Origin of the sequence: Gordonibacter sp. 28C (assembly GCF_003339845.1) — a bacterium.
Taxonomy (GTDB): Bacteria; Actinomycetota; Coriobacteriia; order Coriobacteriales; family Eggerthellaceae; genus Gordonibacter.
In genome coordinates, this window is record NZ_PPTR01000003.1 from 383,548 (window position 1) to 399,135 (window position 15,588).

Here is a 15,588-nt window from a genome sequence, read left to right on the forward strand (position 1 = left end):
CCCTACTCCTGCGAGCTGTGCGGGTCGATGAGCTTGCGCAGGTTCGAGCCCGCCGCGTCGAACAGCAGCACCGTGGCGATAAGCGCCAGGCCCGGGAACACCGCGAGCCACCACATGCCGGCCGACAGGTAGCCCATCGACTCGCTTAAGATGACGCCGATGGCCGGCTGCTCGGGCGGCAGGCCGAAGCCCAGGAACGTGACGGCCGCCTCGTGCAGGATGGCGTGCGGGAACAACAGGATAAGGCCCACGAGGAACTGCGGCAGCACGTAGGGCATCATGTGCTTCGCGGCGACGCTGGCCGGCCCCTGGCCCAGTTTGCGCGCGGCCGCCACGAACGCGGACTGCTTGCACTGCAGTATCTCGGCGCGCACGACGCGGGCGAGGCTCGGCCAGTGCGTCACGGCCACGCCGATGGTCACGCCCCAGAAGCCCTTTCCCAGGGCGAACGATATAAGGATGAGCAGCACGATGTGCGGAACGCCCATCATGAGGTCGATGAGCCACGTGACCACCGCGTCGGCCTTTTTGCCGCCGAGCGCCGCCACCGCGCCCATGACCAGGGCGATGATCGACGACACGCCGGCGGCCAACAGCCCCACCAGCACGCTGGTGGACAGACCCGCCAGCGTGCGCAGCATCATGTCGCGGCCCATCCAGTCCGTGCCGAACGGATGCTGCAGGCTGGGAGCGAGGTTCTTGATGGAGAAGTCGGTCGCCGTGGCCGCGTCGGTCACGGCGATACCGGCCACCACCACAACGGCCAGCGCGGCCACGGCCGCCACGAACGCGGCGAGCGTCAGCTTGCGGTTGGCCACGCGCGCCTTGCGCGGACGATACAGCACGGGGGCAAGGCCGCCCGCCAACGCCGCAGCATCCTTGCTACGCATGGGCCTCCCCTTTCCGTATGCGCGGGTCCACGACGCCGTACAGCACGTTCGCGATCAGGTTGCCGCCGAACACGAACGCCGCCGAGAACAGGGCGATGCCCGCCAGCAGCGCCACGTCGCCGCCGAGGCCCGCCGTGACGGCCGCCTGCCCCAGGCCGGGATACGAGAACACCTGCTCCACCAGCACCGATCCGCCGAATATCTCCGAAATGGACGCGAACTGCAGCGTGAGCGCCGGCAGCGCCAGGTTCCGCAGCCCGTGGTGGCGCAGCGCGCCCCAGGTGGAAAGCCCGCGAGCGCGGGCAAAGCGCACGTAGTCGCTCTCCAGCACGTCGATGGTCTTCTCGCGCGTGTGCAGCGCGATGTTGGCCACGCCCACCACCGACAGCGTGAGCGCCGGCAAAGCCAGATGGTGCAGCGCGTCGGCCAAGGTCACGTCGGCCGCCGACACCCCGATGGGCACTGAGAAGCCGAACGGGAACCATCCCAGCCACACCGAGAACACGATGAGGAACACCAGACCCAGCCAGAACGTGGGCACGGACGCCAACAGGAAACAGTACCCCTTCACAACGCGGTCGACCGGCCGCCCGCGGTTCGCGCCCGCCAGGATGCCCAGCGCGAAGCCCAGGACGCCGCTCACCACCCAAGCCGTGGCCATGAGCGCGAGCGAGTTCACCGCCCGCGTGGCGATGACGTCGGCCACCGGCGCGTTGAACCGCAGCGACGTGCCCAGATCGCCGTGCAGCAGGTCGCCGAACCAGTTGGCGTAACGCTCCCACAAAGGAGTGTTCACGCCCCAGTACTCGGCCAGCTGCGCGCGCTTCGCTTCGCTCATGTTGATGTAGGCCGTCTGTCCCACGTTGGCCTGCACCGGGTCGACCGGCGAGATGCTCACCAGCACGAACGTCACCATGCTCACGGCGATCATGAGCAGCACGAACTTCGCTATGTTTCGAAGGATGAAGTTTGCCACCCTGTTTCCTCGACCGCCCCTCCCGTCCATCGCCCAATCCGGCGAAGCCGGATAACTCTACCAGAATTCACGTTCTCGCGCTTCGCGCGACCGGGCGCTCTGGAGAGCGCCCCTACAAAACACAACCCACCAGCACCCCGCCCTTTCCCCAACGAGGGAAAACGCCGACCAGCCCCGCCGCGTTCCCGTGACGGTCAGCGGGAGGGGCGGGCTGTGCCCACCAAGCGCCCTACAAGCAGGCGGGGCTCCAAAGGGGGCCTGCTGCGAGTTCCGCACGAGCCGAACAGCCCAGCGGGCTGTTCGCGCGAGCCCAGGACTGCCCGAGCAGCAGGCCCCCTTCGGAGCCCCGCCGAGCAGGTCGAACCGCCGAGCGACTGGGCACAGCCCGCCCCTCCCGCGTCGGCAACGTCAGACTACGCCCACGACCACTGGTCGACGTTGTTCACGAGCGACCAGCCGTGCCCGTGCGGATGCGGCTTCTGCTCCGCGACCTTCAGGTTCTCCTTCGCGAAGTACAAGTGGTCGATGTTAGCGAACCACACCCACGGCGCCGCGCCCTGCGGGGCGATGCCGGTCTGGCCGTCCCACTGGGCCTTCTGCCACAGCTCGAACGAATCCTCCACCTTGGGCTGGGCCAGCGCCTCGTCCAGGTACGCGTCGGTCGTCGCGTTCTCATAGCAGGCGTAGTTGCCCGTGCCCTTGGAGTAGAACAGGTTGTACGTCTCGGTAGGGGCGTTCGTACCCCAACCCCACACCACCGGATCGGTGAACTGGTGCGGGTACAGGTCGTCCCAGCTGGCGCCCTTGATGGCAACCTCGATGCCGAGCTCCTTCATCTGGTTGGCGAACTCGGACGCGATGGCCTGGCGCACGGTGTCGCTGGCCGAGTAGTACAGGTTGAACGCGGCGCGCTTGCCGTCCTTCTCGCGGATGCCGTCCGAACCGACCGCCCAGCCGCCGTCGTCGAGCAGCTTCTTCGCCAACGCGCCGTCAGTCGAGCATTTCATGTCGGGCGAGGACCACGGCATGCCGTCGCCCACGCTGTAGGCGACGGTGCCGTAACCGTTCAACACGTTGTCGATCATCTTGTCGCGGTCGACGCCGTAGTTGATGGCCTGGCGCACGGCCAAATCGCAGGTCACGTCGTTGCCGGCGGCCGCCTCGCCCTTCTCGTCGGTCTTCGTGCCGCCCGACGGGATGACCGGCAGCGAGATGCCGCGCGAGTCGACGGACGCGCAGTTCAGCAGATCGTAGCCGCCCGGAAGCTTGTCGGCGAACGTCGCGGAGGTGTAGGCAACGTCCACCTGGCCGGACTGGGCCGCGGCGAGCGACGCGTCTTCCTCCATGAACACCGCCACCACGCGCTCGATCTTCGGAGCCGGCCCGTAATAGTCGGGGTTGGCCTTGAGGATGACCTGCTGCCCCTTGTCCCACTGCTCCAGCAGGTAGCGGCCCGAGCCGATGGGGTTGTCGCCGTACGCATCCCCGTAAGCGTGCTCGGGCACGATGCCCACCACGGCCAACGTGTACAAAAGGGCGTTGAACGGCTTCTCCATGTGCACGACGACGGTGGCGTCGTCGGTGGCCACGGCCTCCCTCACCATGGACATATCGCACTCGGACGCCTCGGAGTTCAAGATGCCGTTGATGGTGAACGCCACGTCGCGCGCCGTGAGGGGCACGCCGTCGGTGAACTTGACGTCGTCGCGGACGGTGAAGGTCCACGTCATGCCGTCCTCGGAGCACTCGTACGACGTGGCCAGATCGTTCGCGAACTCGAGCTCGGTCGTGGTGGTGATGAGCGTGGACTGGATGAGCGGCTCGTGCACGTGCTCGCCGCAGCCCCACGACACCATCGGGTCGAAGCCGGCCGCCGGCTCGGAGCCGGTCGTCATGGACACGATGACCTGCGAGGGAGCCTCTCCGCTCCCGTTCGCCTCGCCTTCGGCGGGCTTGCTCGCCTCGTCGCTCGCGCAGCCTGCCAGCAGACCGCCCAGCGACAACGTGGCAGCCGTCGCACCCGTCAGTTTCGCGAAATCGCGACGCGTCAATACCGTCATGCCGTTGATTCCCTTCCCTCGCACCGACATCGTTGTCGCGCCGATGGTGTTACGTACTTAAATTGCGTAACACACTATAGCAGAAGGAAGGCGCAAAGGATGTTACGATGAGATTTTTCGTAACCCCATCGGCGAACGGCGTTGACGAGGGGGCAAGGGCGAGCGGCGCGCATTGCACATTGACGTGCATCAACGGTATATGCACTTCTTATGGCACGGTTTTCACCGATTCCCGACACAACCTGCTTCCCGCAGGGACGCGCGGGTCTTTTCCAAAACTCGCGACCTGCATAAACAACCGCCGCACACCGTCGACGCGAGAGGGCGAAAGCGCCTTCCGCCCCCAGCTTGCACAGAATCGGTGAAAACCGTGCCGATCAAAGCCGCCGAAGGCATCGTTCGGCATCAAAACGAGGAATGTCCTGAAAGGGAACAGTCCCCTTTCAGGACATTTCCGGCGCCTCGCCGGTTTCCAGGATGCGCATGAGGGCGGCCTCGTCCAGCACGGGCACGCCCAGGGCGACGGCCTTGTCGTACTTGGACCCGGCGGCCTCGCCGGCCACCACGAAGCTCGTCTTTTTCGACACGCTGCCGGACACCTTCGCGCCCATCGCCTTGAGCGCGGCCCCGGCCTCGTCGCGCGTCATGCCGCTCTCCACCAGGCTTCCCGTGAGCACGAACGTGAGGCCCTCGAGCGTCTGGGGCAGCTGCTCGCCCGCGTCGGCCGCCTCGTCGGCCAGCGCCACGCCGCGCTTTTGCAGCCGTTCGATGACGGCCACGTTGTCGGGCGTGCGCAGGAACAGGAACACGCTGTGCGCGATCTTCGGGCCGACGCCGTCGACGGCGGCCAGGGCCTCCTCGTCGGCCGCGCGCAGCTCGTCGATACTCGGATACGCCGCCGCCAAAAGCTCGGCGATGGTCTTGCCCACGTGGCGGATGCCCAGCCCGAACAACGCGCGCGCGAACGGGCGGCCGCGGCTCGCGTCGATGGCGGCAACGAGCTTCTTCGCCATCGTCTGACCCAGGCGGATGGGCTCGCCCTCCTTGTTCACGCGGCCCATGTCCAACAGCGACAGCTCCACCTCGTCGAGCGTGTAGTAGTCGGCCACGTCGGCAAGGCGCCCACTTTCCACCAGGCGCGACACGATCTCCTCGCCCATGCCGTCGATGTCCATGGCACCGCGGCTGGCCCAGTGCAGCAAGCGCTCCAGCGCCTGCGCCGGGCAGTCGATGGAGATGCAGCGGAAGTCCACCTCGCCCTCCTCGCGGATGACGGGGCTGCCGCAGCTCGGGCACTCCTTCGGCATGTGCCACACCTGCGCGTCGGCGGGACGCAGCGCCAGCACCGGCCCCAGCACCTCGGGGATCACGTCGCCGGCCTTGCGCACGATGACGGTGTCGCCCACGCGCACGTCCTTGCGCTGCACCTCGTCCTCGTTGTGCAGCGTCGCGCGCGCCACGGTGGAGCCGGCCACCACCACGGGATCCATCTCGGCCACGGGCGTGAGCTTGCCGGTGCGCCCCACCTGCACGGTGATGTCGCGCAGAAGCGTGGTCTTCTCCTCGGGCGGGAACTTGAACGCGACGGCCCAGCGCGGCGCGCGGGCCGTGTAGCCCATCGACTCCTGCTGCGAAAACGAGTTCACCTTCACCACCACGCCGTCTATCTCGTAGGGCAGGCTGTCGCGTCGCTCGATGGCGCGCTCGCAGAACGCGTGGACGGCCTCGCGCGTCTCGCACAGCTCCACGTCGGGGTTCACGTGGAAGCCCGCCTCGCGCAGCCACCGCAAAAGCTCCCACTGGCCGTCGGCGGCGAGGGCGCGCTCGTCGGCCACGGCATACAGGAACGTGGACAGGTCGCGCATCGCCGTGATGGACGGGTCCTTCTGCCGCAGGCTGCCGGCGGCGGCGTTGCGCGGGTTCGCGAACGCGGCCTTTCCGTTGGCCTCGGCGGAGGCGTTGAGCGCGTCGAAGCTCGCCTTCGGCATGTACACCTCGCCGCGCAGCTCGACCGGCGCCTCCGCGTCCCGCAGTCCCGCCAGGGCCTCCGCGCGCAGGCGCAGGGGCACGTCCTTCACCGTGCGCATGTTCGCCGTCACGTCCTCGCCCGTCGTGCCGTCGCCGCGCGTGGCGGCCCGGACCAAGCGGCCGTTCTCGTACGTGAGCGCGATGGACGAGCCGTCGATCTTCAGCTCGCACACCACGGGCACCATGCGTCCGAACGCCTCCGTCACGCGGTCGATCCACGCGTCCAGCTCGCCCAGATCCATGGCGTTGTCCAGCGAGTACATGCGCCGGGCATGCCGCACGGCCGAGAACTGCTCGCCCACGTAGCCGCCCACGCGCTGCGTGGGGCTGGCCGGATCGATGAGCTCGGGGTGGGCCGCCTCCAGCTCGCGCAGCTCGCGCATGAGGGAGTCGAACGCGCCGTCGGATATCTCGGGCGCGTCCTGGGCGTAGTAGAGGTAGGTGTGGTGCTCGATCTCGCGCCGAAGCGCCTCAATGCGCGCCGCCGGGTCGCTCGTCGCCTCGGCCAGCGCGCGTTCGTCGAGCAAGGTTCGCTGTTCGTCTGCCATAAAGTTCCGCCGTCCTCTGAAACGTGGCGCCCATCGCGGAGTGCCTATCGGGAAGAAGGCCCCGCTACCGGGGCCTTCTCGTGGGTTCGAAGCGATTTTATCACGTCGCGGCCGCACCGCGCCGAATGCCCAAGGTTTGCGCATGCAAGCGGTTGAGGCTCGCACGCCGCACCGGGCGCCGCGCTCGCTAGATGAGCGCCTTGTTCGTGTTCCAGCCGTAGAACACGAGCGACACGCCGCGCATGAGGATGAACACGGACAGGAAGATGCTGAACGACGCCGGCGAAACGAAGAACGTCAGGCCGCACAGCGCGCCCACGATGCCCGAGAACAGCATCCAGCCCCACATCGAAATGCCCGTCTTGCGCACGCGGAACGCACCGATGATCTCGAACACGCCGAACACGATGAAGAACGCGCCGATGACCCACGGGATAACGGCGGCGAACGCCAGCGGATGCACCAGGAACATGAGGCCGATGATGATGTCGAGCACCGCATAGGCGATGGCCCAGCCCGAAAGGTTCATGACCTTGTGGAACCGTGCGTAGTTGATGATGTCGAAGACGCCGGACACAAGGAAGGCCGCGCCCGCGATGGCCGTGATGGTTACGAGCGTGAGTCCCGGCGCCACCAGAAAGAAGAACGCACATAGAACGAGCAGGACGCCCGCAACGATCAAACCCCAGTCATGCTTTTTCGTCGAATCCACGCTTCACGCTCCTTGGTCGGTCGGACGGCTCGGCGCATCCCCGAAAAGCGAGCGGTGCGTGGCGCCGTCATGGTTGCCTCCATTCTAGCGCACCGAACGCCCGCGTCGAGCCGCCCTATGATCCGTTTACGCATGGTTACGGGTTTTCGCGCCAGAAGACCCCTTGAACGGCACGGGCCGGGCGAGCTAGGCCTCCGCCGCCAACGATGCGATGGCGCAGGGAATCGCGTCGACCACGTCCTCGGCCGCCACGGAGATGGACGTGAGGCGCTCCGCCGCGGCCGCGCCGGCGCGCGCGTGCAAGGTCGCCCCGAGCACGGCGGCGTCCACCGGCTCCATGCCCTGGGCCAGCAGCGCGCCCACCATGCCGGCGAGCACGTCGCCCGTGCCGGCCTTGGCGAGCGCCGCCGTGCCCTCGCCCATGCGCACGGTTTCGTCGCCGTCGGACACGAACGTGTCGGGGCCCTTGAGAACCACCGTCGTTCCGTACGCCTGCGCCAGCAGCTGCGACAAGCGCGCCGGTTCCTCCTCCGGCAGCTCGAAGGCGCGCGCGAGCCGAGCCGCCTCGCCTCCGTGCGGCGTGACGACGGTGGGCCATCCGTGGATGAAGCGGCGCTTGAGCAGGCGCTGCCCCTTCTTCGAAGCGAGCGCCGCCAAACCCCCGCCGTCCACGAGCACGGGAACCTGCGCGTGCTTCAGCACCAGGTGGACGAGGCGGGCCGATGCGGCATCGCCGGCATCGAAGCCCGATCCCACGGCGTAGGCGACCGGCTTGCCGACGCGCGCGGGCGCGATGTCGGAGCTTTGGAACCCCTCCCAGGACCGCACGACCAACGAGGGGCGGAATCCGCGCACGAGCGGCACGGCGTCGGGCGCGCAGACGACCTCGGTATAGCCTGCGCCCATGCGCTGGCCCGCCGCAGCCGCCAAGCACGCGGCGCCAGGATAGCGGGCGCTACCCGCCACGAGCACGAGCGTGCCGCGCGTGTACTTGTTCGCATCCTCGTCGGGGAGCGGCAGCAAAGCCACCAGCTCGTCGGCCGTGTATTCGCGAACGTCCATAACCGCACCTCTTCCCATCGATGCCGCAGCGCGCCCGCTCGGCCGGCTGCGCGGGCGCGCCGCTTCGCCATACCGAAGCGCACTGCCCAAGCCGGAGTCGCGGAATGCAGCTCCCGCGTCCATTATAGCGTCGTCTGCACCGCACGCGTCGCAGCGCGCCGTGCTAAACGCAACCCGTCGCGAAAGCGGTCACGCCGCGAAACGATCCCGGCACGAGCCAAACAGGAGCCGAGGGGGAATGTCGGCAGACGCGTGAAAGCGCCGCGCAGAACCTGCGCAATCGTCGCGAGAACCTTGCGGGAGCGCCGTGCGAACCTTGCACGAACGCAGCGCGGACCTTGCGGGAGCGCCGTCGCAAAACCGTGCGCGAACCGCCTGGAACTTGCACGGATCCAACGCGAAAAAATTCTTCGTTTATCCTGTTCAATCGCATGGTAAACTCCCCGCATGAAACTCGTCCTCAGCCATAGGAGCGCCTTGGAATATTGGAGGTCGGTCAGCACGCTTCGCCTGCCCCGCCCCAAGCCCACGCGCGCCCGCACGCCGGGCGACCGCATCCCCAATACCGAGGTTCTCGCGCTGTGCCAAGCGCACGCCCTGAGCCTCCCCCTCCACCTGCTGGTTCCGAAAAGCGAGCGGAGGTTCCGCACGCCCAACGTCGTCTACCACGCACGCGACGAGCTTTTGCCGCAGGGTTCACTCGCCATTGTCGACGACGGGCTCTTCCTCGTCTCGCCCGACCTTGCTTTCTTGCAAAAAGCCAACGAAGGATTCGTGGAACTTGTCGACGTAGGATACGAGTTATGCGGAACGTACACACCCTCAGAGACGCCCTCGGAAAGGGATTTCGACCAGCTTCCCCAAACAAACCCGGCAAGGCTGAGCTCCTACCTTGAGAAAGCCGGCACCATGCGCGGCGTCGCCCAAGCAAGGAGGGCGCTCCGGCACGTGCTACCAAATTCGGCTTCTCCCGCGGAGACGGTCCTTTCAATGCTACTCACCTTGCCATACCAGCAAGGAGGATGCTCGCTGTCGCATCCGCAGCTCAACTATCGCATCGACCCCGGAAAACACGCCCGCAAGAACGTGAGCCAGAACTATTATCGATGTGACCTTTTCTGGGATAAGGCCGATCTCGCCATCGAGTACGACAGCAACCTCTGCCACACGGGGGCCGGAAGGATCGCACACGACTCGAAGCGCCGAGACGAGCTTTTGGAATTGGGCGTGACCGTGGTCACGGTCACGTCGGGCCAGCTGTTCAACTTCCAAGAGTTCAACAAGACGGCCCAAACAATAGCGAAGCGCCTCGGCGAACGCATTCAGCCGCGCAACGACAACTTCGCGACGCGCCAACTCGAGTTGCGATCGGTTCTGCTGTCGGAGCTCGTCCGCCCCACGAGCGTGCCAGCCACTCGAGGCAACGCCGCGCCAATTTCGCCGCAAGGTAAATCGGACCCCGGTTTTTGAGCAGAATTGACGGTTGGGAACGCGAGGCGGGAGGAATCGCAGCGCATCGAGGCGCGTTTTCCCAGATCGCGAAATTCACGCATCAACGAAGCGAGCAAACAGCATTCGAAAACGCCGTTCGGAGGGTTTTGGACCTGCGGAGTCCGTACCCAACCGTCAATTTTGCTCGGGAATTGGCACTCCGCATGCACTCGACCCGCCGACGCTCATGCATGGGCGACGCGTCGAATCATGTCCGCGATGAGAGCGTGCCAAACGCCTCCCCTATCGGCTCGCAGGCAGGGTGCACCGACTCGTCGCGGATCGCACGGAGGTCGGCGCGCGAAGCGGCGCAGGCGGCCCGCTTGGCGCGTCCCCTGCGGAATCGACGGCCGCGCGGGCGCGGCGATCTACCAGTGGCACACCACCACGTCGCCGATGGCGATGAGGTCGTACAGCGCCGTAGCCTTGTCCACCGGCAAGTTCACGCAGCCATGGCTGCCGTTGCCCGACGAGTAGCGCGAGCCGCCGAAGGCCGACTGCCATTCGGCGTCGTGCAGGCCGATGTAGTTCTCAACGAACGGCATCCACGTCTTCACCTCCGTCTCGTACGCCGGCTTGCCCGTCTCGGGCTCCATCTGGCCGATCAGCTTGGAGGGGCTCTCCTTGCTGTTGATGACGTAGACGCCCTCGGGCGTGTCGTGCTCGCCGTCGGGCGTGCCCGTGACCACGTCGGACTCCCACGCCAAATTGCCGTTGTCGTCGTAGAAGCGCGCGTGCTGCTCGGTCAGGTCGATGTCGATGTAGCGGTTGCCCCAATCGCGGCCGTGCAGGCCGTTGAAGGCACCCGCCTTCTGCTCGCAGGGGATGGGCACGTCGCCGGTCTGGGCCGACTGCACGCCGCTCGCCACCGCGTCCTTCAGCTTGTCCTTGTCGACGATCCAGCCGTACACGCCGCCCGACACGGTGACCTCCTTGCCGTCGGCGCGCGTGAAGGTGCGCCGCGCTTGGTACGTGTTGCATTGGGAGGCGATGTCCTGCACCCAGGCTGCCAGCAGATCGTCGTCGACGCCCACCGACACGTCCTCCTTCAAGCGCATCCAGTCGGCTATTTGGTCGGCGTTCACCTGGGCGACGGTCGCGTCGGCCAGCTTCAGAGAGAAGTCGGCTTTGAGCAGCGCGTTCGCGTCGTCGGCCGCCTTCGCCAAGCGCTCGTCGGTGGAGAGCAGGGTGGGCTTTTGCAGCGCGTCTTCGGCGAGTGTCGCAGCGGGCTCCAGCTTCGAGACGGCAGCGTTGACCGTCTCGACCACGCGGTCGGCGTCGAGCGCCTGCCCGACGGTTTCGGTGCGCACCACGAACTTCTTGCCGCTCCCGTCGTAATCGAGCCCGGCGTTGCGCGGCGGTTCGGCGGTCTCGTTGAACGCTTCCACGGCCTTGCGCACCGCGTCGTCGAGCTTGCCGTTCGAGGTGGCGAACTTGTCGGTCTCGTCGTGCGTGCCGAACACCTCGACCGGCCAGGCCCACGGGTTCATGTCGGCATGCATAGCGTCCGTCACGCCCTCGCTGTTGACCCCCGTGCCCATGTCCGCAGCCGTGAGCTTCAGCGAAAAGCCCTGGCCGGACACGTCGAGCGTGTAGCTCTTGGCCACATCCACCAGCATGTCCTGCACCTCGGCGGACGTTTTAAGCGACACGTCCTTGCCCATGACGGTGGTGTTGGGCATGAAGCGGTCCATGAACACGACCGCACCTGCCACGTAGACGATCAGCAGGACGGCGGCGAGGGCTCCGCCGAACACGAGGGCCGCCTTCTTCGGCGGCAGCTTCGGGCTCTTGGCAGACGGGCCGTGCTGGTCGACGCGCCCGTGGCGGGCCTTCTGAGCGGCCGGCACGAAGGATGCGTAACCGTCGGTAGCACCGGGATCGACGGTGCCCGCAGGGCGCTCCGGGCGCGCAGCGCTCCGATGGGATCCGTGCTCGCCGCGCGTATCGTGTTCTGGCGTCACCATGCGCCTCCTCGCCTCTCACCATGCGTTATGCTTCAACCCAACTTAGACGGTTCCGTCGCGAAGTTCAACGCTTTGCGTTAATTAACCGAAAGAAACGGTCAACCGGAGACGCCGAAAGGAAGCCCGAGTGCCCGGATCGCCGAAAAGCGTCGAGTCGAAGCGGAAAACCCGACGAAGAACCCGCAGGCGTCAGCGCGCGGCAACCTCTTCGTCGGAGGAAGTCTTCGCGGGCACCTCGTCAGCAGAAGGCGCGGGCTGCTCGCCGATCTCGTCGAGCATGCTGCGAGCTTCCTTGAACTGCTTCGACAGCTCTTCCATGGGGTCGACGCGCTTCTCGGCGGCACGCAGGGAGTCCTCGGTGATGGCCATGGCGCAGGCCACGGCCTCCGTGTGCGTGAACGACAGGGAGACCGGCAGCTCACGCACGCCCTGCTCACGGGCGATCTCCTTCGCGCGGCCCGACAGCACCACGTAGGGGCGCCCCTTGGCGTTGCGCCGCACCTCGATGTCGCGCACCCCGATCCCGCGCGAGAACCCGGTGCCGAGCGCCTTCACCACGGCTTCCTTCGCCGCGAAGCGCGTGGCGAAGTGAACCTCGGGCGACGTCGTGCTTTCGCAGTACGCCCGCTCATCGTCGGAGAACACCCGCGTCGCGAAGCTGGGCGTGCGCGCGAGGATGGCCTTCATCCGCGCGATCTCCACGATATCCACGCCCAGTCCCACCTGGCCTTCAAGAGCGTCGCCAAACGTCTCAGCAATATCTTCACTCACCGGTTGTCCCTCTCTTCTCTCCTCGCCGAAACCTGGCGCTCCGGCCCGATGGCCACGCCTCCACCCGCCTCGAACCGGCCGGATTCACCGTCGCCCGCTCCCACCTTGGAGCGAAAGGGGCCGGCGGCGTTCACCAAGCGAGTTCCGCAGCGCAGCGAGGACTGTCCGAGCGACTGGACACCGCCGGCCCCTTTCGCGGTCCCGCAGGTCGCACGCCCGAACGCCGCCGGCGTCTTGCGCGGACTCGCGGGTCGAACGAGCGCTATTCCACCGTCACCGACTTGGCCAGGTTGCGCGGTTGGTCCACGTCGCAGCCGCGCGCCACGGCGATCGACCGCGCGAACAGCTGCAGCGGCACGCTGGCCGTGATGGCGGAGAACGCGTCGCGCACCTTCGGGATGTATATCACATGGTCGGCGTGCTGCTTGATGTCCTCGTCGCCCTCGGTGGCGACGGCCACCACCATGGCGCCGCGGGCCTTGCTCTCCTGCAGGTTCGACACCAGCTTGTCGTACACGGGGCTCTGCGTGGCGATGGCGATGACCGGGAACCCGTCGTCCAGAAGCGCGATGGGGCCGTGCTTCATCTCGCCGGCCGGGTAGGCTTCCGCGTGCAGGTAGCTGATCTCCTTGAGCTTGAGCGCGCCCTCCTTGCTGATGGCCGAACCCATGCCGCGCCCGATGAACAGCGCGCTGCGCGCGTCCTTGCAGGCGAGCGCCGCCTCGTCGATGGCGGCGGTGTCGGACAGGATCACCTCCACCTGCTCGGCCGTGTCGGCCAGCTCGCGAAACAGCAGGCGCACCTGGTTCGTGGTGAGCTTGCCCTTCGATTGCGCCAACAGCATGGCTAGCAGCGTGAGGCTCACCACCTGGCCCAAGAACGACTTCGTGGAGGCCACGGCGATCTCCTTGTTGGCCTTCGTGTAGATAACGCCGTCGCTCTCGCGCGCCACGGGCGAGCCCACCACGTTCGTGATGCCGAACACCTTGGCGCCTTTCACGCGCGCGTCGCGGATGGCGGCAAGCGTGTCGGCCGTCTCACCCGACTGCGACACCGCCACCACCAGGGTCGACGGCGTTATGATGGGATTGCGATAGCGGAACTCGCTGGCCACTTCCACTTCCGTGGGAATGCGCGCCCAGCCCTCGATGAGATTCTTCGCGATGAGGCCGGCGTGGTACGACGTGCCGCAGGCGATGACGTACACGCGGTCGATGAGGTTGAGCTCCTCGTGCGACAGGTCCAGCTCGTCGATGGCCAGATGCCCGTCCACCAGACGGCCTGCCAGCGTGTCGCGGATGACGCGGGGCTGCTCGTGGATCTCCTTCATCATGAAGTCGGGATAGCCGCCTTTTTCCGCCAGGTCGACGTCCCAATCCACATGCGTGACCTTGGGCTCGTAGATCTCCTCGCCGAACGCGCTGAAGTAGCGGATGCCCTCGGGCGCGAGCTTGGCGGCCTCGCCGTCGCCCAGCACCACCACGTCGCGCGTGGCGTCGATGAGCGCGATCATGTCCGAGGCCACGTAGGCACCGTCGGCCCCCTGCCCCACCACAAGCGGGGAATCCTTGCGCATGGCCACGATGACGCCCGGCTCGGAATCGCACACCACGGCCAGCGCGTAGGCGCCGACAAGGCGCGCGGCGGCCTCGTGGACGGCCTGCAGCAGGTCGTCCACATACGCTTCCTCCACCAGGTGGGCCACCACTTCGGTGTCGGTGTCGCTCGTGAACTCGTGACCGCGCGCCGTCAGCTCGTCGCGCAGCTCGGCGTAGTTCTCGATGATGCCGTTGTGGACGACGGCGATATGGCCGCCGCAGGACGTATGGGGGTGCGCGTTGCGCTCGCTCGGCTTGCCGTGCGTGGCCCAGCGCGTGTGCCCGATTCCGCAGGTGCCCGCGATATCAAGGTTGGCGACGGTCTCGGCGAGCCCGCCCACCTTGCCTTTGCGGTGCACGACCTCGAGCTTGCCGCCCTGCTCGACGGCGATGCCCGCCGAGTCGTAGCCGCGGTACTCGAGCCGTCGCAGGCCCTCGATGAGGATGTCCTGGGCAGGGCGCCCTCCGGTGTATCCGACGATTCCGCACATACGATCGCTCCTTCTCCGCTTTGCCGCCGCGTCGCGCGGCACGAAGAACCGGAGCGACCGGGGTTGCTTTCGCCAAAATTTTAAGGCAACAGCCCCGGACGGGCGTTCGCATGGCGGACGAAGTCGCAAATTCGCTCAATAAACGCATCTTTGGCGCGCTGTTGGTCGGCATGGGAGAAGGCCTCGGCCACCGAGCACGGTTCGCCGTCGCCGTGGGCGCCCGACGCGTTCGCGGGGGAGCCGGCCGGGCCGGACCCCTCCGTCGTTCCGCGTGCGCCGTCGGCAACGGGACCTCCCGCTACCCCGCGCGCGCCGTCGGCGAGCGCGCCGCTCATCGAGCCGCCCAGATAGTACAGCGCGGTGGTGAGCACGAGCCCCACCAGCGCCACGGCCTCGAACGCCGGGTCGATCTCGAGGCGGATGAAGCCCTCGTCCTGGCCGCGCTTCAGCTGGCCTTCCAGCAGGTGCAGCAGCCGGTCCTCGAAACCGCGCATGGCGTCGGACCAGGCGCGCCCCTCGCGCCACAGCTCCGATACGAAGAAGCGCCCGAACGCCTTGTTCTCGAAGATGCGCGTGGCGAACCGCTCGATCATGCCCGTGAGCGCCTCGGGGGCGTTGGAAGCCTTGGCCGCGATGGCCTCGAAATCCTCGATGAGCTCGTTGATGCCCTCTTCCAAGATGCTCTCGGCCATGGCGGCCTTGCTTTTGAAGTGGTAGTACGCCACGCCCTTCGACACGCCGGCCGCCTCCACGATCTCGTCGACCGTGGCGGCCGAGTACCCCTTCTCGCCGATGACGCCCAGCGCCGCCTCGAGCAGCAGCTTCCGCGTCGCGTCCGCCTTGCCGCCGCGCTTGGACGGCTTTCCCGCCCGCTCCGCGCGCGACGCCGTCTCATCGTCGCGCGCGCGACCCGTCGGCGATTCCGCCCTTGCGGCCCTCGCCGCGGAACCCGCACCTGCCTTTTTCTTCCCCATGATCATCACCTCCGCGGCCC

At 67.1% G+C, this 15,588-nt stretch carries 11 protein-coding genes; 1 reads left to right on the top strand and 10 read right to left on the bottom strand.

All coding sequences use genetic code 11. From position 1 onward, the window contains the following. Positions 1 to 2 precede the first annotated feature (2 nt). From C1878_RS05835 to C1878_RS05860, 6 genes are all read right to left on the bottom strand, one after another. Positions 3 to 890, bottom strand: coding sequence for an ABC transporter permease (locus C1878_RS05835; RefSeq protein WP_114600743.1), 888 nt, complete (start codon positions 888 to 890; stop codon positions 3 to 5). Continuing rightward, entirely contained in the window at positions 883 to 1,866 is a 984-nt protein-coding gene (locus C1878_RS05840) for an ABC transporter permease (protein ID WP_114600744.1), read from the bottom strand. The genes C1878_RS05835 and C1878_RS05840 overlap by 8 nt, the downstream gene beginning before the upstream one ends. Before the next feature lie 413 nt (positions 1,867 to 2,279). Beyond that, positions 2,280 to 3,926, bottom strand: coding sequence for an ABC transporter substrate-binding protein (locus C1878_RS05845; protein ID WP_114600745.1), 1,647 nt, complete (start codon positions 3,924 to 3,926; stop codon positions 2,280 to 2,282). A gap of 443 nt (positions 3,927 to 4,369) precedes the next feature. After that, positions 4,370 to 6,502, bottom strand: coding sequence for an NAD-dependent DNA ligase LigA (gene ligA / locus C1878_RS05850; protein ID WP_114600746.1), 2,133 nt, complete (start codon positions 6,500 to 6,502; stop codon positions 4,370 to 4,372). Positions 6,503 to 6,689: 187 nt separating this feature from the next. Beyond that, positions 6,690 to 7,214, bottom strand: a complete 525-nt coding sequence (locus tag C1878_RS05855; protein ID WP_114600747.1) for an HdeD family acid-resistance protein — start codon at positions 7,212 to 7,214, stop codon at positions 6,690 to 6,692. A 186-nt stretch (positions 7,215 to 7,400) separates the two neighbouring features. Next, a complete protein-coding gene (locus C1878_RS05860; protein ID WP_241963626.1) occupies positions 7,401 to 8,276 on the bottom strand; it encodes an NAD(P)H-hydrate dehydratase in 876 nt (291 codons plus the stop codon). A gap of 447 nt (positions 8,277 to 8,723) precedes the next feature. Between C1878_RS05860 and C1878_RS05865 the strand changes: the two genes are divergently transcribed. After that, entirely contained in the window at positions 8,724 to 9,746 is a 1,023-nt protein-coding gene (locus C1878_RS05865; protein WP_114600748.1) for a hypothetical protein, read from the top strand. Between the two features lie 389 nt (positions 9,747 to 10,135). Here C1878_RS05865 and C1878_RS05870 read toward each other — a convergent pair whose 3' ends face one another. The 4 genes from C1878_RS05870 to C1878_RS05890 form a co-directional block, all read right to left on the bottom strand. Then, positions 10,136 to 11,734, bottom strand: a complete 1,599-nt coding sequence (locus tag C1878_RS05870; protein WP_241963627.1) for a L,D-transpeptidase family protein — start codon at positions 11,732 to 11,734, stop codon at positions 10,136 to 10,138. A gap of 189 nt (positions 11,735 to 11,923) precedes the next feature. Beyond that, positions 11,924 to 12,505, bottom strand: coding sequence for a holo-ACP synthase (acpS, locus tag C1878_RS05875; protein ID WP_241963628.1), 582 nt, complete (start codon positions 12,503 to 12,505; stop codon positions 11,924 to 11,926). Between the two features lie 262 nt (positions 12,506 to 12,767). Further along, entirely contained in the window at positions 12,768 to 14,594 is a 1,827-nt protein-coding gene (glmS, locus tag C1878_RS05885) for a glutamine--fructose-6-phosphate transaminase (isomerizing) (protein ID WP_114600750.1), read from the bottom strand. A gap of 80 nt (positions 14,595 to 14,674) precedes the next feature. Continuing rightward, positions 14,675 to 15,568 (bottom strand): TetR/AcrR family transcriptional regulator, encoded by an 894-nt coding sequence (locus tag C1878_RS05890; RefSeq protein WP_241963629.1) that lies wholly within the window; start codon positions 15,566 to 15,568, stop codon positions 14,675 to 14,677. Between the last annotated feature and the right edge of the window lie 20 nt (positions 15,569 to 15,588).